Source organism: Streptomyces sp. LZ34 (genome assembly GCF_053890475.1).
On the sequence record NZ_CM132680.1, the window covers coordinates 359,510 to 382,220 of the forward strand.

21 protein-coding genes, 1 pseudogene and 1 riboswitch are annotated in these 22,711 nt (G+C 68.6%); of the genes and pseudogenes, 14 read left to right on the forward strand and 8 right to left on the reverse strand.

Features of this window, described 5'->3' with window-relative positions:
* Positions 1-162 precede the first annotated feature (162 nt).
* The gene (locus tag ACWY4P_RS01510; RefSeq protein WP_456208249.1) at positions 163-378 is read right to left on the reverse strand and encodes an MbtH family protein; all 216 of its coding nucleotides are present in this window, start codon (positions 376-378) and stop codon (positions 163-165) included.
* Between the two features lie 269 nt (positions 379-647).
* Between ACWY4P_RS01510 and ACWY4P_RS01515 the strand changes: the two genes are divergently transcribed.
* Entirely contained in the window at positions 648-1,127 is a 480-nt protein-coding gene (locus ACWY4P_RS01515; RefSeq protein WP_456208250.1) for a hypothetical protein, read from the forward strand.
* Here ACWY4P_RS01515 and ACWY4P_RS01520 read toward each other — a convergent pair.
* The 3 genes and pseudogenes from ACWY4P_RS01520 to ACWY4P_RS01530 all read right to left on the reverse strand — a co-directional run.
* Positions 1,109-1,471: pseudogene (locus ACWY4P_RS01520) on the reverse strand (2,3-diaminopropionate biosynthesis protein SbnA); the annotation flags it as partial. The gene ACWY4P_RS01515 and the pseudogene ACWY4P_RS01520 sit on opposite strands and share 19 nt — an antisense overlap.
* 378 nt (positions 1,472-1,849) lie before the next feature.
* Positions 1,850-3,757 carry a BTAD domain-containing putative transcriptional regulator gene (locus tag ACWY4P_RS01525; protein WP_456208251.1) on the reverse strand — a complete coding sequence of 636 codons (1,908 nt, stop codon included), beginning with the start codon at positions 3,755-3,757 and terminating at the stop codon, positions 1,850-1,852.
* Between the two features lie 363 nt (positions 3,758-4,120).
* Positions 4,121-5,188 carry a cytochrome P450 gene (locus tag ACWY4P_RS01530; RefSeq protein ID WP_456208252.1) on the reverse strand — a complete coding sequence of 356 codons (1,068 nt, stop codon included), beginning with the start codon at positions 5,186-5,188 and terminating at the stop codon, positions 4,121-4,123.
* A 579-nt stretch (positions 5,189-5,767) separates the two neighbouring features.
* Here ACWY4P_RS01530 and ACWY4P_RS01535 point away from each other — a divergent pair.
* The 4 genes from ACWY4P_RS01535 to ACWY4P_RS01550 all read left to right on the forward strand — a co-directional run bounded on the left by ACWY4P_RS01535 (position 5,768) and on the right by ACWY4P_RS01550 (position 9,392).
* Positions 5,768-6,016, forward strand: coding sequence for a phosphopantetheine-binding protein (locus tag ACWY4P_RS01535; RefSeq protein WP_456208253.1), 249 nt, complete (start codon positions 5,768-5,770; stop codon positions 6,014-6,016).
* Positions 6,013-7,242, forward strand: a complete 1,230-nt coding sequence (locus ACWY4P_RS01540; RefSeq protein WP_456208254.1) for a beta-ketoacyl-[acyl-carrier-protein] synthase family protein — start codon at positions 6,013-6,015, stop codon at positions 7,240-7,242. Before ACWY4P_RS01535 ends, ACWY4P_RS01540 begins: the two co-directional genes overlap by 4 nt.
* Positions 7,243-7,329: 87 nt before the next feature.
* Positions 7,330-8,157 (forward strand): phytanoyl-CoA dioxygenase family protein, encoded by an 828-nt coding sequence (locus ACWY4P_RS01545; RefSeq protein ID WP_456208255.1) that lies wholly within the window; start codon positions 7,330-7,332, stop codon positions 8,155-8,157.
* A gap of 29 nt (positions 8,158-8,186) precedes the next feature.
* On the forward strand, positions 8,187-9,392 hold the full coding sequence (locus ACWY4P_RS01550) for a cytochrome P450 (RefSeq protein WP_456208256.1): 1,206 nt from the start codon (positions 8,187-8,189) through the stop codon (positions 9,390-9,392).
* A gap of 138 nt (positions 9,393-9,530) precedes the next feature.
* Here ACWY4P_RS01550 and ACWY4P_RS01555 read toward each other — a convergent pair whose 3' ends face one another.
* On the reverse strand, positions 9,531-10,121 hold the full coding sequence (locus ACWY4P_RS01555; protein WP_456208257.1) for a TetR/AcrR family transcriptional regulator: 591 nt from the start codon (positions 10,119-10,121) through the stop codon (positions 9,531-9,533).
* A gap of 103 nt (positions 10,122-10,224) precedes the next feature.
* Here ACWY4P_RS01555 and ACWY4P_RS01560 point away from each other — a divergent pair, with 103 nt between their 5' ends.
* Positions 10,225-10,656 carry a tautomerase family protein gene (locus ACWY4P_RS01560; RefSeq protein WP_456208258.1) on the forward strand — a complete coding sequence of 144 codons (432 nt, stop codon included), beginning with the start codon at positions 10,225-10,227 and terminating at the stop codon, positions 10,654-10,656.
* Positions 10,649-11,713 carry a zinc-dependent alcohol dehydrogenase gene (locus ACWY4P_RS01565; protein WP_456208259.1) on the forward strand — a complete coding sequence of 355 codons (1,065 nt, stop codon included), beginning with the start codon at positions 10,649-10,651 and terminating at the stop codon, positions 11,711-11,713. The genes ACWY4P_RS01560 and ACWY4P_RS01565 overlap by 8 nt, the downstream gene beginning before the upstream one ends.
* Positions 11,714-12,034: 321 nt before the next feature.
* Here the strand turns inward: ACWY4P_RS01565 and ACWY4P_RS01570 are convergent, their stop codons facing one another.
* The gene (locus tag ACWY4P_RS01570; protein ID WP_456208260.1) at positions 12,035-13,021 is read right to left on the reverse strand and encodes an alpha/beta fold hydrolase; all 987 of its coding nucleotides are present in this window, start codon (positions 13,019-13,021) and stop codon (positions 12,035-12,037) included.
* Positions 13,022-13,268: 247 nt separating this feature from the next.
* Positions 13,269-14,150: an alpha/beta fold hydrolase gene (locus ACWY4P_RS01575; RefSeq protein WP_456208261.1), complete on the reverse strand. Its 882-nt coding sequence runs from the start codon at positions 14,148-14,150 to the stop codon at positions 13,269-13,271.
* 97 nt (positions 14,151-14,247) lie between these two features.
* Between ACWY4P_RS01575 and ACWY4P_RS01580 the strand changes: the two genes are divergently transcribed.
* The 7 genes from ACWY4P_RS01580 to ACWY4P_RS01610 all read left to right on the forward strand — a co-directional run bounded on the left by ACWY4P_RS01580 (position 14,248) and on the right by ACWY4P_RS01610 (position 19,974).
* Entirely contained in the window at positions 14,248-14,661 is a 414-nt protein-coding gene (locus tag ACWY4P_RS01580) for a winged helix-turn-helix transcriptional regulator (RefSeq protein ID WP_456208263.1), read from the forward strand.
* 104 nt (positions 14,662-14,765) lie between these two features.
* A riboswitch (guanidine-III (ykkC-III) riboswitch) is annotated at positions 14,766-14,827 on the forward strand.
* 9 nt (positions 14,828-14,836) lie between these two features.
* Positions 14,837-15,151 (forward strand): DMT family transporter, encoded by a 315-nt coding sequence (locus ACWY4P_RS01585; RefSeq protein WP_456208264.1) that lies wholly within the window; start codon positions 14,837-14,839, stop codon positions 15,149-15,151.
* A gap of 409 nt (positions 15,152-15,560) precedes the next feature.
* Complete coding sequence (locus ACWY4P_RS01590) at positions 15,561-16,850, forward strand: ATP-grasp domain-containing protein (protein ID WP_456208265.1); 1,290 nt, start codon at positions 15,561-15,563, stop codon at positions 16,848-16,850.
* Positions 16,847-18,106 (forward strand): MFS transporter, encoded by a 1,260-nt coding sequence (locus ACWY4P_RS01595; protein ID WP_456208266.1) that lies wholly within the window; start codon positions 16,847-16,849, stop codon positions 18,104-18,106. Before ACWY4P_RS01590 ends, ACWY4P_RS01595 begins: the two co-directional genes overlap by 4 nt.
* A gap of 271 nt (positions 18,107-18,377) precedes the next feature.
* The gene (locus ACWY4P_RS01600; protein ID WP_456208267.1) at positions 18,378-19,292 is read left to right on the forward strand and encodes a S1 family peptidase; all 915 of its coding nucleotides are present in this window, start codon (positions 18,378-18,380) and stop codon (positions 19,290-19,292) included.
* Between the two features lie 107 nt (positions 19,293-19,399).
* Positions 19,400-19,684: a hypothetical protein gene (locus ACWY4P_RS01605; protein WP_456208268.1), complete on the forward strand. Its 285-nt coding sequence runs from the start codon at positions 19,400-19,402 to the stop codon at positions 19,682-19,684.
* Positions 19,681-19,974 (forward strand): hypothetical protein, encoded by a 294-nt coding sequence (locus ACWY4P_RS01610; protein WP_456208269.1) that lies wholly within the window; start codon positions 19,681-19,683, stop codon positions 19,972-19,974. Before ACWY4P_RS01605 ends, ACWY4P_RS01610 begins: the two co-directional genes overlap by 4 nt.
* 21 nt (positions 19,975-19,995) lie before the next feature.
* Here ACWY4P_RS01610 and ACWY4P_RS01615 read toward each other — a convergent pair whose 3' ends face one another.
* Complete coding sequence (locus tag ACWY4P_RS01615; RefSeq protein WP_456208270.1) at positions 19,996-22,584, reverse strand: ATP-binding protein; 2,589 nt, start codon at positions 22,582-22,584, stop codon at positions 19,996-19,998.
* Positions 22,585-22,711 lie beyond the last annotated feature (127 nt).

A 22,711-nucleotide genomic window follows, 5' to 3' on the forward strand; every position in this document is an offset into this window, starting at 1 on the left:
GTGCCAGACACCTGATACCTACCCATAAGTTGAAACCGGAAGGCTGGGCAGCGCGACACCGCCACAACTCCAGAGAAGAATGAATGAAGAACGCCGATAACGGCGCGAAATCGAGCCAGGGCAGGTCCCCGCTACGGATGACCCGCCATGGCCCGACATTCCTCAGGCGTGTGCGTCCATGGCGTCGCGGAGGGATTTGGGTCGCATATCGGTCCAGTTCTTCTCAATGAAGTCGACGCACACCTGCCGGTCCGTCTCCTCGAGCGCGACCCGCCACCCCTCGGGCACCTCGATGAAGCTGGGCCACAGCGAATACTGTTCCTCCCCATTCATGAGGACAAGGAATTTTCCCTCGGCGTTCTCGAATGGATTCGTCACACCACAACCTCGATTTCGATGATGAAGCCGATGACCTGGATGAGGAGCGGGCGGAGCATGATCCGGCAGCGCCCACAAGCCAGATGCGACCAGCCCATCACGTTCCTTCATCACTTCGATATCACGTGGCCATTCCCCTATTTTTGCCCCGTTGGGGCAGCCTGCGCCCCGCGTATCGGGCGACCCGGTCGGCTTCCGCGACGCCGGCGCATGACGCTATCCTCTTGCCTTCTGCCACGTATACTGCCCTGGGACCGAGGGGAGCATCAGTGAAGCTGCAAGACCTCCTGGGAACATCAGACGGGTTCGCAGTCGCCGATTCATTCGCCTTGTACGAGATAGCGGTCGACCACACCTCGACCGCCTCATTAGTCAAAGAGGCCGCACTGACCAATGACATTCACCTGGTCGTACCCGCCGTCACTTTGGCGGTTTCCTGTTCCATGCGGAACTGCTGGGATGAACTCTGCACCAAGGGACATCAGTTCGGCGCCGGTTCGGCCGTGCAGAGTCTCCTCAATCGCGGCGGTATCAGGCTGCTGGAGTTGACCCCGGCGGACGCGGTGTCGGCAGGAAAGATCTACGCCAGGTCGGCGGACCAGCGGGTCGAAGGCCCAGAAGTCCTCGCCGCCTGCCATGCGTCGCTCCTGGCGGCGGGCCGCAATATGCCGCTGCTCTCGACGGCCCGGGCTTCGTACTGCTACGCGACCATGGAAGAGGCCCTGCAACATCAGATTCGGCTGATCTGAAATTCCGTGGGGTCCGATTTTCCCCACCCCAGGGCGTCGTTCCCGTAGACATTGTCCACCCAGTTGGCGTGGTAGAGGGTGTCGAGATAGCGTTCGCCCATATCCGGCGATATTGCCACACAGGTGAGCCCGGTCCGCCGGGCCGTTTCGTCAAGCCATCGACTGGCTCCGCTGACGACGGTCCCGGTGGACCCTCCGAACACAAATCCGCGCCCGGCGAGGCGATGACACATCCGCACCGTGTCGGGCTCCGGTACGAGTATCACCTCGTCAATAAAATCCTCGTCCAGCAGGGGTGGCCGCACTCCGGAGCCAAGCCCCGGGATCATCCGCGGGGCGGGCGGCAACGCCTTCTCGGTCTCCTCCGGAATCGCGGCGTGAAGTGGAGCGGGCATTCCCGGCGACTCGGGCGGTGAAGGACGGCCGACGGCTCCCACGGGTCGCGCGGAGTCTCCCGACCACCTGGGCAATGGCGTGAACCCGACGTCGGCGAACACTCGGCGCCAGAACGCCCGAGTCTCAGCATCCACGCCATTGCCTTCCGTGCGCACAGCTACTCCTGCATATCCGCCCCGCCTGCACGTGACACGGGGACGCTAGACAGGCGACTTATCATCGGGGTATCGATTGGCAAACAGTTTTACGCACATTAATTTCGACGCCATTTTCATGGGAATCTTTTGCTGTATCGCACCGCTACGACCCGGACGAGTGCGCCTGCTCTATAAGCTCGCCAGTTGCCTCCTGGCCGCACGTTCGAGAGCGTCTCGCCGCTCTTGCTCGGTTTCCTCGGCCAGTGCCTTTTCCTGCGCGAAAAGGCTCGCCAGTTCATGAAAGCCGTAGCGCAGTTCGCCTCGGGTATCCATGCCGACCACCGTCAGCAAATGCATGTCGAAGAGCTGCTCCATAGCGTCTTCCGCTTCCGTTGAGGGCAGGTCGAGCAGGGCGGCCCCGACACGGGCGGTGAAGTCCGGCGCGTCGAGCAGGCCCAGCATCCGGCACATACGGGCCGCGCCTTCGGGCAGACGGCGGTAGACACACTCGAATCCGGCCCTCAGCTCCAGGCCGCTGGCGCTCAGTTCGTCGAGCCGCCGATGGTCATCGGCGAGGCGGTGCAGAAAGTGGCGTACGGACCAGTGCGGTTTGGCCGCCAGCCGACACGCGGCCGCGCGGAGCGCGAGCGGCAGTCCACCACACAGACGGCACAGTTCGTGCACGGCCAGCGGGTCGGCCGCGGCCCGCTTGTCTCCGATGATCCTCATCACGAGTTCCGCGGACTCGGAGGCGGGCAGGGCCTCGAGGTCCACCCGAACCGATCCGCGGCCCAGGGCCAGCAGATCCTGGCGTCCGCCGCTGGTCACCAGCGCGCACGAGCGACCGGTGCCCGGCAGGAACGGCTGGATGTGCGACAGTGCGTGAGCGTTGTCGAGGATGACCAGGACGCGACGTTCGGCCAACAGGCTTCGATAGAGCGACACGGACTCGTCCGGCCGGTCCGGGATCGTGTCCGCGGAGACCCCGAGCGCGCGGATGAAGCGGCTCAACAGCGCATGTATCGTCGCGGGCTGCTGACTCCAGTCGTACTGGGACAGGTCGGCGTAGAGCCGTCCATCGGGAAAGGACTTGCTGGTGCGGTGGGCCCAGTGCACGACGAGGCTCGTCTTCCCCACACCGGTGGTCCCGGCGACCACCCCCGTCCGCGTCGGGCAGTGCCCATCATCGTCCGGATGCTCCAACAGGGCGTCTAAAGCCGCCAGTTCCGCCGCTCGCCCCAGGAAGTCCGGAACGTCGGGCGGGAGCTCCGAGGGCGCCGCGCGCCGCTCCCGCTGCGGCGCGGCGTTGGCCCGCAGGGAGAGTTCAGGGGCGTCCTGGAGGATTGCGCGGTGAAGTTGGTGGATCGACGCGCTCGGCTCCATCCCTATCTCATCGACGAAGCGCTTCCGCCAGCTCCGGAACCCCTCGGCCGCTTCCGCCCTGCGGCCCGCCCGGTACTGCGCCAGCATCAGATTGCGGCGCAGCTGTTCGTGCAGCGGGTGGTCATAAGCCATCACCGAGAGCTCTGGAAGCACTTCCTGGTGGCGGCCGAGTTTGAGCTCCGCGTCGAACAGTGCCTCGTAGGCCGCGAGCCGCTCTGCCTTAAGGCGCGTCGCCTCGTCCTCGACCACCTGGCCGGCCACCCCGGACAGCGCGGGGCCGGTCCACAAGTCCAGGGCCTTTCGGTACAGTCCGACGGCTTCTTCAGTCCGCCCCTGCCTGGCGCTCTCGGCGGCCTCGGTGCAGATGGCAGCGAAGTCACGCGCGTCCAATCCGCAGTTATCGGTCAGCAGCCGGTAGCCCGGATGGGTCGTCAGGATGATGGGCGCTTCGTATCGCGCCTCCCTGAATGCCTTACGCAGGGCGCCGACGCAGATGGCCACCTGAGTACGCGCCGTGTTGGGCGGTCGGTCACCCCACACGGCGTCCACCAGACTGTCTACCGAAACGACCCGGCCCCAGGCCAGCATCAGCATCGCGAAGATGGTCCGCTGCCGCGGGCCCGCCACCACAACAGGGTGGCCATTGACGGTGACCGACAACGTACCCAGGGCTGTTATCGCGATTCGTTCGTGGTTGGCATCAGAGGACGCCATACCGAATACCCCCTAACTCCACTATTTATCCCCGTCACACAGTGGAAAGCCCCACTATAGGCACACCTACAGCGCCGGATGACTCAGATCCGCAAAGATTGGCGGCTGTCACCTTTGTCCCAGGACCGGGAAGTTACGCTGGTGACCGTCAAGGTCTCCGGGGCGATCACCGCGGTGATGGGCACGGTTACTTTGTGCTTTCGGCGGTCGACCTTCAGGCTTTGGTCGGAGAAGGGGCACAGCGGTCGTTTCACCGCGCGGCCGCTGGTACGGCTGCGCCGTGGGGCGGGGTAGAGGTTGCACGGGTCCTGCGGGGCTGCGGCAATCTGCCCCTTGGTGAACCAAAGGCACGTAGCGGTAAGGTCACCAGTTGACGCGCAACGCCCTGAGACCTCGTGTCGCCGCGGCGGGCTTCCAGTCGAGGGCGTCCACATCCTCCGCGAGCGCCAGACGAGGAAATCGGTCCAGGGTCATGCGGATGACCGTGGCCAGTTGCAGACGGGCCAGGGGAGCGCCGAGGCAGCGGTGCACTCCGTGGCCGAAGGTCAGATGGGAATTCCCCACCGCCGGGCTTCCGGTCTCCCGGACTTTCCGATTGGCACCCATGAGAAATACCAGGACCGGTTGCCCAGGAAGAATGGTGACACCCTCCAGCTGGACCGGTTCGGTGACCGCGCGACTGAAACTGACCGGGGCCGAGGGGTTCGTCCGCAGCAGTTCCTCGACTTCCGCGGAAATGAGTTCGGGGTCGGCACGCAGAGCCGCCGCGCGCCCGGGGTCGTGCAGAAGGCTCAGGAAAGCGAGGGTGATCTGGTCGGCGGTCGAGTCGTAGCCGGCCATAAGGAGCGAGAGCGACAGCGTGACCAGTTCCCGGTTCGTCAGCTTGCCTTCGTCATCCGCCATCTGGATCAGGGCGCTGATGAGGTCGTCGCCCGGCTCACGGCGCTTGCGCCCGATGAGCTTCGACATGTAGTGGGTGATACGGAAGGCTCGCGCCCTGTTTTCGGCGCTCTCGCCCCCCAGGTCGAAGAGGACGGGGACCCACTCCCGGAAGCTCTCGTGGTCGGCGACCGGAATCCCGAGCATGTGGCAGAGCACGCTGAGAGGCAGCGGCGCGGAGAGACCGGAGACCAGATCGGCCGGCCGCTCGCGCTGTGCGGCCAGGGCGTCCAGGAGCTCGGTCACCCTGGTTTCGATGACCGGGCGCAGAGCGCTGATCCGGCGCTCGGTGAAGGCGCCCGCAACAATCCTGCGCAGGCGGGCGTGCGCGGATCCGTCAAGGCTGATGATGGAGGTGGGCGAAGGGTCGATGCTGGCCAGCTTGGGCATGTCCGCCGCGCCGGCGGCGGCGCGGCTGAACCGTGTGTCGGCGAGGACCTTACGGGCCAGCCGGTAGTCGGACACCGCCCAGAAGCCCACACCATTCGCCATGTGCGCCCAACGCACGGGAGACGTGTCGTCAGGGTCGCATGGGATCGGCAGCGGACCGATCGGCAATTCCCTGAGCGCGTCTCGCAAATTCGGCATGACTGATCTCCGGTAATTTCACACTCACACAACCACTGGACGTCTGTCGGGAGCCCGGGGCGCAATCCTCCCCGCCTCCTCCGATCCCACCTCCAAACCATCGCCACGTACCTTACGCCACGATACGCGCGGCGCTATCGCTTCGTTTTCACTCGCATATCAAGGCGTGAAAACGAAAGCCTGGATCGAAGATCACCCCAGGCGGCGGGGCGTGATGACCGAAAAGCCCGGATACGCCGCGACGAAGGCGCTTGCCACAGCGGAGATCCGTAGCCTAGGGTCGCGATCGCCGTGAGCACATCGGGTCGAAGGCAGTGACTTCGACCGCGCACGAGGTTTCAGCGTTCCCTGAAGTGCACCGAGAAATTCCCTTGGAAGAGCCGCACATCTCTATCAGTCACGCGGGTCTGCGCAGACGAAGGACTTCTCCCGGAACCCCGATCACGTGCATCCCTTGTTTGGCCATGGTGAAAGGAACGCTCGATGTCCGGTCTTCATGACGAGATCGCCCAGCGACTGTCGGACGCGCTGGGAATCCAGAGGTCACTGATCACCCCTGAAGTGACTTTCGTCGAGCTCAAGATCGACTCTCTGGCGCTTGTCGAGTTCTCGGTGATCCTGGACGAGGAGTACGGTGTTCCGCCCTTGGAGCTGACGCCGGACAGCACCATCGCCGAGGCCGTGGCACTCGTGGAAGCCGCGATGAGCAACTCACCGGAGACCGCCTCGTGAGCGCCAAGTCCTCGGTGGCGGTGACCGGCCTCGGCCTGGTCTCTCCTCTGGGCATTGGCGTCGAGGCCAACTGGGCCGGCCTCCTGGCCGGGGTCTCGACCGCCGCCACCGACAGTCTCCTCCAGGACCTGCCCGTCGACTTCTGCTGTGCCGTGCCCGGCTTCGACGGCGACGCCCTGCTGGGGCGCGCGCTCTCGTGGCGCCTGGAACCCTACGCGCAGATGGCGCTCGTGGCGGCCCGCGAAGCCGTGGCCGATGCCGGGCTGGACCCCACGACATGGGACGGAGCCAGAGTCGCGGTCGTCCTGGGCGTGGGGGGCACCAGCACCCACCACTGGGACAAGCAGTCCCGCCACTTCGCCGCAGGCAACATATCGCGGGTATCGCCCCTGTTCGTCTCGCGCTGTCTGACGAATATGACGGCAGGCGATATCAGCACCGACCTGCGGGCGTTCGGCCCCAGCCTGAGCGTCAGCACGGCCTGTGCCTCCGGCGCCACGGCCATCGGGGTCGGCCGCGACCTGCTCAGGGCCGGCAGCTGCGACGTGGCCATCGTCGGTGGCGCCGAATCGGGCCGGGCCCGAATCACGAGCATCGGCTTCAGCCGCATGGGGGCGCTGTCCACGCGCGGCTCGGCCCCCGCCGAGGCCTCCCGCCCCTTCGACGCCGACCGGGACGGATTCGTGCTGGGCGAGGGGGCGGGCATCCTGATTCTGGAACGAGCGGATGACGCGCAGGCACGCTCGGCTCGCATCCGTGGCCGGGTGGCAGGCTACGGGGCCTCCGCCGACGCCCACCACTTCACCACCCCCGACCCCGAGGGGCGCGGCGCGGAGCTGGCCACGCGCACGGCGCTGGCCGACGCGGGCATGACCCCCTCGGACATCGGACACCTCAACGCCCACGGTACCGCGACCCCCATCGGTGACGCCGCGGAAGCCGGCATGCTCGAGCGGGTGTTCCCGCACACCCCGCCGGTGACCGCCACCAAGAGTCTCACCGGGCACGCCCTTGGCGCGTCCGGCGCGCTGGAGGCGGGCTTCACGCTCCTGGCGCTGGAGCACCAGCTGGTACCGCCGACCGCCAACCTGGACCAGGTGGACGGTGCGGCCGCCAATCTCGACCTGGTCAAGGAGAAGCCGCGGGACGTGTCCGCGACCGGCGCACTCAGTACGTCCTTCGGTTTCGGTGGCCAGAACGCCGCGCTGGTCCTGACCTCCGGCTGACGGACCGGTCTTCCGGACGGCCCATCACAGAACTGCGGGCCGCCGCCCTTTCCCCGCTCCCCAACGTCACACAGGAGGATCGCGTCCATGGCCGACACTGCCGTCGACTCCCTCGCTGGCCTCAAGTCGGCTTACGACAAGGGTGGTTGGTGCGAACCGCCCTACCGGTTCAGCGGCGAAGCCGTCGAGTTGATCCGGGACCGCATCCTGTCCATGAGCCGTGAGCACAGGCCCGAGGTCGTACACGAGCAGGGCAGTGGAATCGCCCGGGCCATTCACGGATGCCACGCCTTCGACGAGGTGTGCGCGGCCCTCGTCCGGCTGCCGTACCTCGTCCAACTCGCTGAGGAGCTCATCGGCGGACCTGTGTACGTCTACCAGTTCAAGGTCAATCTGAAGCAGGCACACGAAGGCGCCGCCTGGCCCTGGCACCAGGATTTCGCATTCTGGCACGAGGAAGACGGCATGCCGCGTCCGGACGCCGTGAACATCGCCATCTCCCTGGACGACGTCCACGAAGGCAACGGCCCCCTCACGGCCATACCCGGGTCGCACCGACTGGGTCTCCTCGACCTTCCCGAGAGCCGCGCGGAGGGAGAGGAATCGGACTGGCGCACACATGTGTCGGCTGATCTCGCCTATACCGTGGACAGTCTCCGGGCAGAGGATCTGGCCCGTGACAACGGACGGAAGCTCTTTCTGGGGCCGCGGGGTTCCATACAGGCATTTCACCCCAGCATCGTCCATTCCTCGTCGAACAATCAATCAGCGGACCGCCGTGCATTACTCCTCATCACGTACAACGCCGTCACCAACGCCCCCGTGAACCCGACCCGCCCTGTCTTCCTGGTCTCCCGGGACACGATGCCCGTCGTCAGTCGCGCCGATGAGCGCCTCGGCCTCGTGGCCGCCTGAGGCGCCGAGCAGAATTGCGAGAGATCCGCATGTTCTCCGAGCCGGCCGAGCAGCCCCCGAACATCAATCTGGTGGACCCTGAGCTCTACGCGAAGGGCGATCCATACGTTCAGTGGCGATGGCTCCGCGCCAACCAACCCGTGTACTGGCACCCGCCCACCGCGGAACTCCCCGGCTTCTGGGCCCTGACCGGGTACGACGATGTGCGTTCGGCCTACCGCGACGCGGCCACGTACAGCTCCGCCCAGGGAATCCTGCTGCGCCCCGTCAGCCACGGCGCCGACCCCGGCGGCGGGCGCACTCTCGCCCTGACCGACCCTCCCCGACACCGCCAACTCAGGTCACTGATCGACGAATGGTTCTCGGTCCGGTCGGTACGGGTCATCGAGAAAGACATACAAGAGGTCGCCCACCAGGTGGTCGGCGAGGCCCTCGAGCGCGGCGACTGCGATTTCGTAACCGATATCGCCGCGCGAATTCCCTTGTACGTCATATGCAAGATGATGGGCATTCCGAGCGCCGATTGGGAACGACTCTTCACACTGACCAGTGAGGCCTTCGGCGCGGGCGATCCGCTGACTCAACGACTCGCCCATCTGGATATTCTTGGCTACTTCGAAGCCCTCCAGTCGGACAAGGCAAAGAACCCGGCCGACGATTTGGTGAGCGTTCTGGCAACGGCCAGCATCGACGGCGAGCGCCTCACCCCGGACGATGTGATCCTGAATTGCGACAATCTGCTCGTCGGAGGCACCGAGAACACGCGAATCGCGGCCTCTGGCGGCATGCTCGCGTTCCTTGCCCACCCCGACCAGTGGCGTGCCCTCGCGGACGACCCGGCCCTCCTGCCCTCCGCGGTCGAAGAGGTCTTGCGCTGGACCTCCACCGCCACCCACATCATGCGCACCACGACACGTCCGGTGGAGATCCGCGGGCAGCGCATCGCGGCCGGTGAGCGAGTAACCTTCTGGCTTCCCTCGGCCAACCGCGACGAGTCGGTTTTCCATCAGCCTGACCGCTTCGACATAACGCGGCAACCGAACCGGCACATCGCGCTTGGCTTCGGCGAGCACTTCTGCGTGGGCAGCATGCTTGCCCGCGTCGAACTACGGCTTCTTTACAATGAGCTGCTGAACAGGTCCATCCATGTCGAACCCGATGGAGAGCCAACTCTCCTGAGCTCCATCGTCGTTAACGGGCCTGAGCGCTTGCCGGTGCGACTTATCACGGACTAAGTGCGTCCCGCACCAGATCGGCCCGCTCTCCAACCTGCTGAACCGGCTGCCGCCGGGCCATCGGGGGCCATCTGAAGGCGGACAGCGGTCAGGGCCTCGACGTCATGATGATCGACGTGGCGGTCATGGATCCCCCCGTCAGGCCGGACGGTCGAGCGCCCCGACGATCAGGACTTCGAGCTGCTGCGCGACCTGGTCCAGGGGTTGCATGCTGCGCTTGGCGCGGCACATGGCAATGGCGCCCTCGACGGACGCCACAATGAGGGCCGCAAGCTGGGGGGCCCGGTCGGGGTCGGCGCCGTGCTCCCGCAGCGCCTGAGTGAGCAGTTGTTCCCAGCCCTCGAACGCCTCGGCGGCCGCGACGAGGGCCGGCGGGATCTCGTCCACCGGCGGCTCCTCGACGGAGACGGCCAGCACGGGGCAGCCGGCGCGGAAGTCGCTGTCGACGACGATGCCGCGCCACAGGGCCAGGAAGGCGCGCACTCCGGCGACCGGGCCCGCCTCCAGTTCCTTGCGCAGGAGGCGGGCGACCGCCTCACCGGCGTAGCGCACGGCTTCGGTGGCCAGTTGCCGCTTGCCCTCGGGAAAGAAGTGGTAGGTCGAGCCGAGTGGGGCCTTGGCGTGTTTGGCCAGCTCTCGGATGCTCGTGGCGTTCAGGCCGCGCCTGCTGATCATGTCGGCCGCACCGGCCACGATGCGTTCACGCGACGGCGCGCTGGATTTGGCCAAGGCCGAACTCCCCTCTGGTTATAACGCTCGTCATAGTCTAGCGTGACCTTCGGTTATAACGACCGTTATAGGCCGTGCGCAGAGCACGAGGGGAGACTTCGTCATGCCGATGATCCGGCTCACCGTCCTGTCCGGGGCGCTGACCGAGGAGGGTCGCAGGACCATCCAGCGCGAACTGGCCGCCGTCCTACTGCGCTGGGAGGGCGCGCCCGACACCGCGTTCTTCCGCGCCCAGGCGTGGGGCTACCTCATCGAGCTGCCCAAGGGGGCGCAGACGACCGCCGAGGACGACGCGCCCCGCTTCCTCGTGGAGGTAACCGTTCCGCAAGGTGCGCTGTCCGAGCGGCGCAAGGCCGGCCTCGTCGAGGACGCCACCAAGACCGTCCTCGACGCCGCCGGACTTCCGGCGGACGACGCCCTGCGTGTGTGGGTGCTGGTGCACGAGCAACCCGACGGCACCTGGGGCGCCGGCGGATCGGTCTTCCGCTACACCGACCTGGTCGCCTTGGCGAAGAAGCAGCGGGCCGATGCGTGAGCTGACCTACGTCGCCCGGAACACCGTCGAATGGCGCGAGGCGCCCGACCCCAAGCTCCAGTCCGACCAGGAGGCGATCGTCGCCCCGGTGGCCGCGACCTCCTGCGACGTCGACACCGCGATCCTGGCGGGGCATGCCACGCGGCGACAGCCGCACATCGGATACAGCGTCGACCCGCCCTTCGCCCTCGGCCACGAATGCGTGGCGAAGGTTGTCGAAACCGGCGGCGCCGTCACCGCCGTGGCCCCCGGCGACCTCGTGGTCGTCCCCTGGTCCATCAACTGCGGCACCTGCGAGAACTGCCGCGCCGGACTGACCGCCCACTGCACCGCCGTACCGCACATGGCCATGTACGGCGCACCCATCGGCGGCAGCTGGGGCGGGCTCTTCTCCGACTTGGTCCGCGTCCCCTGGGCGGACGCCATGCTCGTGCCCCTGCCCGCCGATCTCGACCCGGTCGCCATGGCCTCGGCGAGCGACAACTGGTCCCTGTCCTGGCGACTGGTCGCTCCCCATCTGAAGAACAGGCCCGGAGCCCGGGTCCTGGTCATCGCGCGCGGCAGCATCGGCCTGTACGTCTGCGACATCGCCCGCGCGCTCGGCGCCTCCGACGTGCTGTACGTCGACCCCGACCCCGAACACCGCAAGCTCGCCGAGGGCTACGGCGCCCGCACCGCCGAGGCGGTCGAGCCGGTCCGGCACGGCTTCGACATCGCCGTGGAGGCCACTGGCCGCGTCGACCAACTCGCCCTCGCCGTCAGATCCCTCGCGCCGGAAGGCATCTGCGAGTCCGCCGGCAACCACTTCCGCCCCGGCGAGCTGCCCCTGCTCGACATGTACCTCACCGGTGTCACCCTGCGCATCGCCCGAGACAACGTCCGCAACCACATCCCCGACGCCCTCGAACTCGCCCGCTCCGGCAGCGTCGACCCCGCACGGGTCGTCTCCCACGTTCTCGACTGGGAACAACTCCCCGACGCACTGCCCGAAAAGCACCTCAAGCCCGTCTTCGTCCGCGCCGACGACTCACCACGTCGCGACCGAGAGACCCGATGAACGCACCACCGACCGAACCCCTGATGACGCACGCCGACCCCGCACGACGGACAGATGAGCGCCACGGAGCCAGTGGAGGTCCTTCACGACATGATGGGCGTTCATCGGGTCGCGTCGTTCTGGACGGTTCGGAACGGGAAGATTACCCGTGGCCGGGAATATTGGAGTGAGCTGGGTTCGGATCCCTCCCCGGAATGGCGAGCCGCGTATGTGCAGCGCGTGCGACCACCCCGTGCCCCTGCGGTCATGACCGGCACGGCGACCGGCCTGGCTGACAGAGGACCGCCGACCCCGACACGCTCCACCGGAACCCGTGCGTGTTCAGGCAGGCAGGGAGCCGAGCCAGTCGGTCAGGTGCCGGTTGACCTCCTCATGGCGTTCCTGCTGGATCCAGTGGCCGCAGCCGTCGAGGATGTGCGAGGAGCGCAGACCGGGCAGGGTGGCGGGGTAGGCCTTGATCGCGTCGGCCAGCCACGTGGTGGAGGCGTCCAGGGCTCCGCCGAGGAACAGCGACGGTTGGGTGAGGGGGGCGCCGTCGAAGTCGGCGAGGTCTTCCCAGTCCCGGTCCATGTTGCGGTAGCGGTTCAGGGCGCCGCTGAGGCCGGTTCGTTCGAATTCGCCGGCGTAGATGTCGAGGTCGTGTTCGCTGAGCCAGGCGGGCAGGCGGCCTTCGGGAAACCGGTCACGCAGCGTCCCGCCAGGGCTGACGAAGTGTGGGTCGGGGGCGTCGGGCGCAGGCATCGTGTCGCCGGACAGGGCGGCGTAGAAACCGGCGAGCCAGCCGCGTACGTCCGGCTCGATCTCGGCCTCGGCCCGGCCGGGGTCCTGGAAGTAGGAGACGTAGAATTCGGCCTCTCCGCCCATCCGCGCGAAGGCTTCGCTGGGCCGCGGTCCTCCGCGCGGGGTGTAGGGGACGCTCAGCAGACCGACCGCGCGGAAGACGTCGGGCCTGACCAGAGCGGAGTTCGCAGCGATGGTTGATCCCCAGTCGTGACCGACGATCACCGCGGTCTGTTGGCCGAGCGCGTGCACCACTGCGGCGTTGTCCTCGATGAGGTCGAGCATCCGGTACGCGGCCACGCTTTCTGGCTTCGAGGAACGCCCGTAGCCGCGGACGTCGATGGCGACCGCGCGGTACCCGGCCGCGGCCAGCACCGGCAGTTGGCGACGCCATGAGTACCAGGACTCGGGGAAGCCGTGCACCAGCAGGACCAGCGGTCCGGTCCCCTGCTCCACCAGATGGATCCTGCCCGCGGGAGTGGGAACCAGACGATGCGCGACATCCATGACCTGGGCGGGCTGCGACATAACTCCTCCAGAACTGCTGATCTCTCAGGCGCCGAGCGCACGGGCGCCGGGCGACGACGGCGGCAGGCCGCGGGCGGCGGCTCGGCTCGGCTCGGCTCGTACAGCGATCGTGCGATGAATGCCGCATCAGCGCGAATCGCGTTGCCGGTTCGGCAAATCGGTGCGGGAAGGACCACCGGTCCTCGCGAAGCCATCGGCTTCTCCTGGGTGCCCAGGTTGCGGCGAGTGCCGTGAGGGCGGGTCATTCTCAGCGGTCTGCGGCGAGGAAGGGGCGCAGGAGGGCCAGCAGAGCGTCGGGGCGGTCCAGCGGGATGATGTGGCCGCAGTCCTCTATGACGTGACCCTCCAGGTGGTCGGCGTACGGGCGCAGTTGGTGTTCCAGCGCGCGTCCGACGGGGTGGGCGCCGATCGCGAGGGTGGGGACGGTCAGTCGAGCCCAGTCCACGGCCGTCCGGATCCGCAGGGCGGTGGAGGACAGCGCTCGGTACGGGCCGAACGCGCAGCGCAGCGCCTCGCTTCCGGCGTAGGCGCGGACGATCAGGTCGCGGACGTCTGGCCGCACTCCGCGACCGAGTGTGCCGCGGTCGAGGAACCATGTGACGTACGTCTCTTCATGGCCCAAGAGCACGGACTCCGCCAGGCCGGGTTCGCCGTGGAAGCCGAACCACCACGGCGGGCCCTGGGCGAGGAACTCTTCGGCACCGGGCAAGCGGCCCAGCAGCGACTCCATGACGACCAGCCGCCGTACGAGGTCGGGTCGGCGCATGGCCAGCAGAAACGCGGGCGGGGTGCCGACGTCGATGCCCACCACGGCCGCGGAGGTCGCCCCGAGCGCCTCCAGCAGGCTTTCGGCGTCCGCGGCCAGGGTGCCCGCGTCGTACCCGTCCGCCGGCCGGGCGCTGTCGCCGAAGCCCCGGAGGTCGGGCGCGATCACCCGGTACCGGGTGGCCAGTTCACCGATGACGTGGGTCCACAGCCGCCAGGTGTGCGGGAAGCCGTGCAGGAGCAGGACGGCGGGGCCCTGCCCGGCCGTCGCCACGTTGAGTTCGATGCCGTTGGCCGTGACCTGCCGCAGTTCGACCCGGGGGTGGTGGGGGTCGGTGGACGGGGGGATGGTTGTTGCAGCCATGCGCGCTCCCTTGAGTAACCAATGGTGACAAGGGAACGCTAGGTGCCTAATGTGAGGTGTCCAAGACCGCACTTTCCCTTCAGGTGGTGAGCTCCAGGTGACTTCCCAGGCCGGAGGTGCCTCCGACGGCGCGCGCGGCGACGTGTTCGCCCCGCAGTGTCCGACGCGTCAGCTGCTCGACCGGATCGGCACGAAGTGGACGTCGATGGCCGTCAAGGTGCTGGCGGAGGCATCCCCGGACGAAGTGCGCTTCGGCGAGCTACAGCGCCGGATCCCCGGGATCTCGCAGAAGATGCTGTCGGTGACCCTGCGGAACCTGGCACGCGACGGCTTGGTCGCGCGCCGGGTCGAGCCGTCGGTTCCGCCACGCGTGCACTACCGGCTCACCGAACTCGGCCTGTCACTGGAAGATGTGCTTGCTGCGGTCCGGACCTGGGCCGAGGAGCACATGGCCGAGGTCGACCGCGCGAACGAGTTGAGCCGGCAGCGCGAGGACCTGGCCGGGCCATGACCCCCTGACCCCGGTCAGCCCACTCCGCACGCGGCGGAGAAGGACGCCGTGTCAACGGCACCGAACGAACCGAGTGCGCCGGGGCCTGTGTGCGAGAATGGCCGGCAGAGCCCGACAAGCTCCTGGACGAGGTGCGCCGTACCCAGACATGACAAGACGACGCGGGGAGTCTGTCATGGCATGGATCGTTCTCGTGGTTTCCGGGGTCCTGGAGGCCGTGTGGGCCACGGCGCTGAGCAGGTCGGAAGGGTTCAGCCGACCACTGCCGACCGTCGTCTTCGGTATCGGTCTGGTACTGAGCATGGCGGGCCTGTCCTTCGCGTTGCGGACGGTGCACGTGGGCACCGGGTACGCGGTCTGGGTAGGCATCGGCGCGGTGCTCACCGCCACATACGCCATGCTCTTCGACGGCGAGCCCGCCGGCTGGCTGAAACTGCTGTTGCTCGTCGGCATTGTCGGCTGCGTGGCCGGCCTGAAGCTCGCGCACTGAGACTCGCGCACTGAGACCCTCCCCCACGTTCGCCGCCGCGGGGCGGTCGCGTTCGCGCAGGACGACGCGGCGGAGATTCTCCTGGCCGGCCAGGGCCAGGTCGCGGCCGAACCCGTCACGGATGCCGACCGCGACGCTCGACTTGCTCAAGGCACTACTTCCGACAGCATCAGGGCGACGATCCGGTGCCAGCGTTGACGTCGAAAGCGACTGGGGAAGCGGGCGAGCGTGTTGTCCTCCGTGCTCAGGCCCAGGCTGAAAATGTGATGCACGCCGTGATGGCTCGGCTCTAGGGTTGCGCTCACGCCGACGACTGCCTCGACCGCGTCGATCGCATGTGGACGGACATGAGGCCGCTGAGCCTCCGTGCGGCGCACCGCACGGAGGTGGCGTGAGAGAGGGAGCCACGTTGTCCCACGATGTCGTGCCCACCGGCCAACGGTCCTCGGCAGTCGCCACCGCACGGCCTCGGGTCCTGGTCATCGGCGGCAAGCTCAAGCATGTGCGCAAGGCCCGGGAGCTCGGCCTGGACGTGGTGCACGCCCAGTTCCCGGACGAGTACGACCGCGGCCACTGGCCCTACGTCGATCAGGCGCTGCTGCTCGACTACGGCGACATCGACCGGCTCCTGCCGCTGGTCCGGGCGTTGCACGAGGCGTACCCGTTCCAGGCCGCCGTGTCGCTGTTCGAGCTCGGGCTGCTGCCGACGGCGCGGATCAACGAGGCGCTCGGCCTCGGCGGCGAGTCCGTCGCCACCGTGGAACTGCTGCTGGACAAGTGGCGGATGCGCCGACACCTGGCCGCGAGGGGCATCAGCCCGGTGGCCTCCGCGGTCGGCCGTTCCGCGCAGGACGTTCGGGAGTTCGTATCGGCGCACGGGCTCCCGATCATCGTCAAGCCGATCCGCGAATCGGGCAGCCTGGGGGTGTTCTGCATCCGCGACCGAGCCGACGTGGACGTCGTCGCCGAACGGTTCCGATCCCTCGACGACGGGCATTGGGCCGCCAAGGACCTGTCCCGTGCCGATTCCTTCGACGAGTTCCTCATGGAGGAGTTCCTGGACGGCCCGGAGATCAGCGTGGAGACCCTGACCTTCGACGGCCGGCATGTGGTCGTCGCGGTGACCGACAAGGAGTGCAGCGGCCCCGGTTTCGTCGAGATCGGACATTCGCAGCCCAGCGGCTGCTCGCCCGAGACGCTGCGCGAGGTCACGCGGTTGGTGACGGACTTCCTCGACGCGGTGGGGCTGCGCAACGGTCCAGGGCACACCGAGGTCAAGCTGACCTCGCGCGGCCCGCGGATCGTGGAGTCGCACAACCGCATCGGCGGTGACCGGATCAACGAACTGGCCGAGATCGCCTACGGCGTCGACATGGAGCGCTACGCGCTGGGCGCCAGGTTCGGCGTGGTGGAGCCGCTGGCCACGTCGCCCGAGCCTCGGGGCGGAGCGGCCGTACGGTTCCTCACGCCGGAGCCCGGACGGGTCGTGGAGGTGACCGGCGTCGACGCCGTGCGCGCGGACCCGGCGTTCGTCGACCTCCAGTTGGAGGTGGAGCCGGGCGCCGAGGTACCACCGCTGACCTGGAACGAGGACAAGGTCGGTCACGTCATCGCCCGCGGCGCCACCGCCACCGAAGCGATCGCCCACGGCAGACGGCTGGCCGCGGCGATACACGTGCGCACCGAGCCCGTCGCGTGAGCACCGCGCCGCCGGACCAGTCGGACGTCGACGAGCCGCGGTTCCGCGACGCGCTGCGCCGTCTGCCCGGCCGGGTGTGGATCGTCAGTCTCGGCATTCTGGTCAACCAGGTCGGCAACTTCCTGCCCGTGTTCATTGTGCTCTACCTGACCGAGCGCGGTTACTCCGCCGGTGCCGCGGGGCTCGTGCTGGGCGCGTCCGGTGTGGGCAAAGTGCTCGGCAACGCCGTCGGTGGCTACCTCGCCGACAAGATCGGCCGACGATGGACCATCGTGCTGTCCGCCGTGACCACCGCCGGGCTGACTGCGATCGTGCCGTCCCTCGGACCGCTCCCGATCATCGTCGCGGTGGTCGGTCTCATCGGCGTGACGTCGCAGATCTACCGGCCGGCCGCGGCCGCGGTGCTGCTCGACTCCGTGGCGGCGACCAACCAGCAACGGCTCGCTGCCTTCGGGGTGTTCCGGTTCGCGATGAACATCGGCGCTGCCCTGGGCGGCGTCATCGGCGGTGTGCTGGCCAGCACCTCCTATGTGGGGCTCTTCCTGGGCAATGCCGCCGCGTGCCTGCTGTTCGGCGTGGTCGTGGGGGTGCTGCTGCGGGACGCGCCCCAGCCGGGGGCCGACCAGGACGACGCGGATCCGGAGGCGGACCGGGCGGTGGGGTACCGGCAGGCGCTCGCCGACCGCACCCTGGTGCGATTCCTGCTGATGACCGTGGTCGCCGAGTTCGTCTACATCCAGTCCACCGTCGGCCTGCCCCTGCACGTCAGCGACATGGGTCTGAGCGCGGGCGACTTCGGTCTCCTCATCGGGCTCAACGGTCTGCTGGTGTTGGCGCTGGAGCTGCCCATCACCGACGCGGTCGCCCGGTACCGGCCGGAGTACGTCCTGGCCATCGGCAACCTGCTCATCGGCGCCGGTCTCGCGCTGACCGGGTTCACGACCGGCATGGTCCTGCTGGCGGCGACGGTGCTGATATGGACGCTCGGCGAGATGATGACCAGCTCCATCTCCCAGGCCTACCTGGGAAGTCTGGCGCCGCCGCGGATGGTCGGGCGCTACCAGGGGCTGCACGGCGTCGCGTACACGATCGGTACGGGGGCCGGACCGCTCATCGGCGGCGCCGCGTACGCGATCGGCCCATGGGCGCTGTGGGCCCTCGTCGGCGCGGCCGGGCTGCTGGCCGCCCAGCTCTGTCTGCCGCGCCGCCGCGCGGCCTCCACAGTGGCCCTTCGACGACCCGATGTCCCTCTATGAGGAGGGGCCAGAACGCACCTCGCCCCACCCGAGGAGGCCGGGTTCCGGCCGGCGGTCGGCCATCTCCTGCCCGCCACCCGAGCGACCACGCTCCTGCCCCGGCCGCCGTCGCTCCGTAGCGCCTCGTTCTCTTTTCCCTTTAACGGCTGGGGAGTTGGGTTACGCGTCGGCCGGACCGAGGGCACAATGAAGCAGCTGAGCCGTATTTCGTCATTTCACGGGGCATCGACGCAGGTCAAGCCTGACCGGCAGTCCTCTCAAGGAGGTTCGGGTGAAAACGGCACGCCGTACCTGGAGAAGTTCCCGGCTGGTCGCCGCGGTGTCCAGCCTGTTCACCGCGGCTGCTCTCATGACAGCCGGTACGAGTGCGGCCGCTGCCGTCGACGACGTGTCACCCGCCGTGACGTCCGCTTCCGTGTCCGCCTCCGTGTCCGAGGCCGCCTCGGCCGTCGAGTCCCTGGACGTCCCGGGGACTGCCTGGACCGTGGACGAACGCACCGGGACGCTGCGCGTGTTCGTCGGCTCCACGGTCGGGGGCGACGACCTGGCCAGGCTCGACCGTACCGCCGAGCGCTTCGGGGGTGCCGTGACCGTCGAACGGCTCGACGGAGCGCTGCGGACCCTCCTCTCGGGTGGCGACGGCGTCTACGCCTCCGCGGGCTGGCGCTGTTCCGTCGGGGTCAATGTGCAAAGCGGCTCCACGTACTACTTCATCACGGCCGGCCACTGCACCGACGGCCTGCCCACCTGGTACACCAGCTCCGGCCTGACCACGGCGGTCGGCCCGACGACGGGCACCAGTTTCCCCGGCGACGACTACGGCGTCGTCCGGTACGCCAACACGGCCGTACCGCACCCCGGTACCGCCGGAACCGTCGACCTCACCGGAACCGCCACCGCCTACGTCGGCCAGCAGGTCTGCCGCCGGGGGGCCACCACCGGCGTCCACTGTGGCCGGGTCACCGGGCTCAACGCCACCATCAACTACGGAAACGGTGACATCGTCTACGGTCTGATCCAGACCGATATCTGCGCCGAGCCGGGTGACAGCGGCGGCCCGCTCTACGCGGGCGACAAGATCATTGGCATTCTCTCCGGCGGCACCGGGGACTGCACCTCAGGAGGCAGCACCTTCTACCAGCCCATCCAGGAGGTGCTGAACGCCTACGGCCTCACCGTGTACTGACGACCGACTCCGCGGAAACGGCGCCACGTGCGAACAACGGCTCGCGGACGACGCGCCCGCGGGTACTGTCATCAGCAGGCCCTGGCCCCGACCTCGAGGAGGTGCGCATGAGCGCACAGCCCGATCACTCCGTTGACCGCAAGGTCGCCGCCATTCCGCATACCATCAACGCCATCGGTGAAGCCTTGAGCGGTGAGCAGCGCGCCCGCTTCTACGGGGAGGTCCTGGCCGCCGAGGAGGCCGTCGTTCCCGCGGTGATGCGCTCGTGGTGGAAGATCGCGATGCTGGCCAAGGCCCCGCTGGCGGAGCGCAGCCGCGCGAATGCCGCTGCCGGGCGGAACCTGGTCAGCATCGACGACCTCATGACCCGGCTCGAGGGAGCCAACGGGTGAACCGTGAGCGTCCCCGGCCGGGCTGGGCCGCGTACATCGAGGAGACTCCGGCCGCGGCCATCGTGGCGATGCCCCCCGATCTGGCCAAGAAGGTCGCCAACTTCATCGCCGCTCTCGCGCTCGAAGCAGGCGGTGCGCTGGACAAGCACCGGCAGCCCCCTGGCGACCCGATGGACGACCATGACACGCGGTTCAGCATCCAGGTCGCGGGCGAGCCTGTGATCGTCGAGTACAGCGTCCACCACGACGTCCGGGCGATACGGATTCCGGTCGTGGTCTGGATCGACTGACCCCGGGGCGACTGCGGCGCCTCATCCATCGGCGTGGGGCAAGGCCGTCCGCGCCGCCTCGGCCTCGTCCCGGGCCCGGGCCGCGGCTGCGGGGTCGCCGGCCAGGGTGTGTGCCTTGGCCAGGGTGTCGAGGCCGACGGCCAGCCAGGTTCGGGAGCCGATCTGCCGCCACAGCCTGACCGCGGCTTCGGCGCGACGGCGGGCCGGCCCTGGGCGGCCGGCCTTGAGCTGTGCCTCCGCGAGCGCGTACAGCGTCGCGGCCTCGCCCCACAGGTTGCCGAATTCCCGGTAGGCCCAAAGGCTCCGGGCCAGCAATCGGCGCCCTTCCGCCTGCGCGCCCTGCCGTACCAGGACATCCCCGAGCCAGCAGGTGGCGTGCGTGGCGCCGAGCCGGTCGCCGAGGTCCTCGCTGATCGAGGCGGCCTGCCGGAAGCAGTCGGCGGCGGCCGGGTGGTCGCCGAGTTCGCGGTGGCTCTGCCCCAGGCAGCGCAGGGCCTGGGCCTCGCCGGGCCGATAGTGCGCTTCCCTGCTCACCCGCAGACACTCCGTGAACCGCGCCATGGCCGCCTCGACGCGCCCCAGCTCGAGGTCGATGACGCCGATACCGTTGGTCGCGTAGACGAGGCAGTTGGCGTTTCCCGCCGACCGGGCCAGCTCGGAGGCCTCTCCGAACTGGCGCACGGCCGCGGAGTACTGGCCGAGCAGTCGGTGCACATACGCCAGCCCGGCCGTGGCACTGGCCCGGTAGGCCGGGCCCTCTCCCTCGGCGAGCAGCAGGGCCTGCTCGAAGTGTTCCAGCGCTTCCGGGTAACGGTCGAGGATGGTGGTGAGTTCACCGAGGCAGCGGTGGAGTTTGGTGGCGCTGCGCCGGTCGCCGGCGCGCAGCGCTGTCTTGAGTGCCCGGCCTTGAAGCCGCTCCCAGTCGTCGAAGTGGCTGCCGACCTGGAAGAGTGTCGTCAGCGCGGTGGCCAGCCCGGCGGCCGGCCCGATGTCCGCGCTGTCGAGCGCCTGGTCGACCACGTCGATGAGGAATCGGCGTTCGTCGTTGAACCAGTCCAGTGGGTCGGTGAAGACCTGGTCGGTGTCCGTCGGGGAGAGCCGCCAGCAGGCCAGATCCGTCTGTGAGATGCCCAGGAAGTCGACGCTGAGGGTCTCGGCGGCGAAGTCGGCGAGGTGCAGGCTCGCGCCGAGCAGCCGGGTGAGTGCGGCCGCGCGCTCCTGGCGGGAGACCTCCCGTTCCGCCCGCTCCCGGCCGAGCAGCCGCACCAGGTCGTGCAGTCGGTGGCGGAATCCGGTGGCACCGGCCGAGGCGATCTCCACCAGGTGCACCTCGACCAAGTCGTCGAGTACGGTCTCCGCGTCGGCCAGGCCGGTGTCCAGCAGGGCGGCCAGGGCCCAGGGGGCGAAGTCCGGGCCGGGCAGCAGGGCGAGCATCCGCAGGGCGTGCTGTGTGGTCGGGGCCATCCCCTGGTAGGTGAGTTCAAGGCTGGCCCGTACGGCGATGTGGCCGACCGCCAGCTCGTCGAGCTTGCGCTGCTCGTCCGCGAGGGCGCGGGCGACTCTGACCAGTGGCCAGTGCGGTCGTGCGGCCAGTCGCGCCCCGGCGACCCAGACCGCGAGGGGAAGGCCCTCGCAGGTTTCCACGATGGACCGGGCCGAGTCGTGCTCCGCGGCGGTCCGGTCCGGGCCCAGCATCTCGCGCAGCAGGGCGAGCCCGGTGGCAGAGTCCAGTACGTCCAGGGGGAGCCGGCGGCCGGCCAGGTCGGCCAGGGTGGTCCGGCTGGTGACGAGGGCGGCGCAGCGGGCACCGCTCGGCAGGAGGTTGCTCACCTGTAGCGCGTTGGCCGCGTTGTCCAGGACGATGAGCATCTGCCGCTGGGCCAGCAGTGTGCGGTAGAGGTGGATTCTGCTGGTCAGTTCGGGGGGCACGGCGCCGCCTCGCACGCCGAGCGCCCGCAGGAAGGCCCCGAGGACCGTGAACGGCTCCGCCGGGTCGTCGTCGAAGCCCCGGAGGTCCACATAGAGCTGGCCGTCCGGGAATCGCGGGGCCAGCAGATGTCCGGTACGCACGGCGAAGGCCGTCTTGCCGACACCGGCCGGGCCGGTGACCAACAGGGTCTCCGGCCCGGAGCCTTCCTGGTCGAGCCGTCGACAGGCCTCGGCCAGCTCACCTTCCCGGCCGACGAACAGGGACAGGTCCGGGGGGAGCAGGCACGGGACGAGCTGCCGGCCGGTCGCCCCGTCCCGATCCTCCTGGGGGCTGTCGCCGGTGGTGGCGTTCGGCTGCTCCGGAGTCGGCCCGGGCGGGTCTGTGCCGGGTGCGGATTCTTCCCGCAGCGCCAGTGCGCGGCGCGTCCGGACCCATTCCTCGACCGTCTCGGGGTCACCGCCGCAGGCCCGGACCAGGGCAGCCACGACTTCCTCACTCGGCAGTGAGACGCGGTTCAGCGCGCCGGCGACGGTGCTCGTCGGCAGTTGGCCGCCCGCCCTGCGGGCCTTGCGCTCCAACGCCCGGTACGAGAGACCGGACCGGGCTTTCACCGTGCGCAGCAGGGCGACGAACTCAGCGGCTGTACGGACCGCACCGGGTCTGGGTAACGGCGTCGTCACGAAACGCATGCTATCGACACGCGTCAGGGTGCGGCTATCCCAGCACGGCACGGTACGGCCGACGAGCGCTACGAACTGTTCACGCCGATCGTGCTCGGCGAGTCCGTCGCCGCCGCCCTCACCGTCT

What these genes read in the sequence shown, in the direction of transcription:
- ACWY4P_RS01525 (WP_456208251.1), bottom strand. Translation starts at nt 3,757, where the DNA reads ATGGCGTCCTCTGATGCCAACCACGAACGAATCGCGATAACAGCCCTG.
- ACWY4P_RS01530 (WP_456208252.1), bottom strand. Translation starts at nt 5,188, where the DNA reads ATGGCGAATGGTGTGGGCTTCTGGGCGGTGTCCGACTACCGGCTGGCC.
- ACWY4P_RS01535 (WP_456208253.1), top strand. Translation starts at nt 5,768, where the DNA reads ATGTCCGGTCTTCATGACGAGATCGCCCAGCGACTGTCGGACGCGCTG.
- ACWY4P_RS01545 (WP_456208255.1), top strand. Translation starts at nt 7,330, where the DNA reads ATGGCCGACACTGCCGTCGACTCCCTCGCTGGCCTCAAGTCGGCTTAC.
- ACWY4P_RS01550 (WP_456208256.1), top strand. Translation starts at nt 8,187, where the DNA reads ATGTTCTCCGAGCCGGCCGAGCAGCCCCCGAACATCAATCTGGTGGAC.
- ACWY4P_RS01560 (WP_456208258.1), top strand. Translation starts at nt 10,225, where the DNA reads ATGCCGATGATCCGGCTCACCGTCCTGTCCGGGGCGCTGACCGAGGAG.
- ACWY4P_RS01565 (WP_456208259.1), top strand. Translation starts at nt 10,649, where the DNA reads ATGCGTGAGCTGACCTACGTCGCCCGGAACACCGTCGAATGGCGCGAG.
- ACWY4P_RS01570 (WP_456208260.1), bottom strand. Translation starts at nt 13,021, where the DNA reads ATGTCGCAGCCCGCCCAGGTCATGGATGTCGCGCATCGTCTGGTTCCC.
- ACWY4P_RS01575 (WP_456208261.1), bottom strand. Translation starts at nt 14,150, where the DNA reads ATGGCTGCAACAACCATCCCCCCGTCCACCGACCCCCACCACCCCCGG.
- ACWY4P_RS01585 (WP_456208264.1), top strand. Translation starts at nt 14,837, where the DNA reads ATGGCATGGATCGTTCTCGTGGTTTCCGGGGTCCTGGAGGCCGTGTGG.
- ACWY4P_RS01605 (WP_456208268.1), top strand. Translation starts at nt 19,400, where the DNA reads ATGAGCGCACAGCCCGATCACTCCGTTGACCGCAAGGTCGCCGCCATT.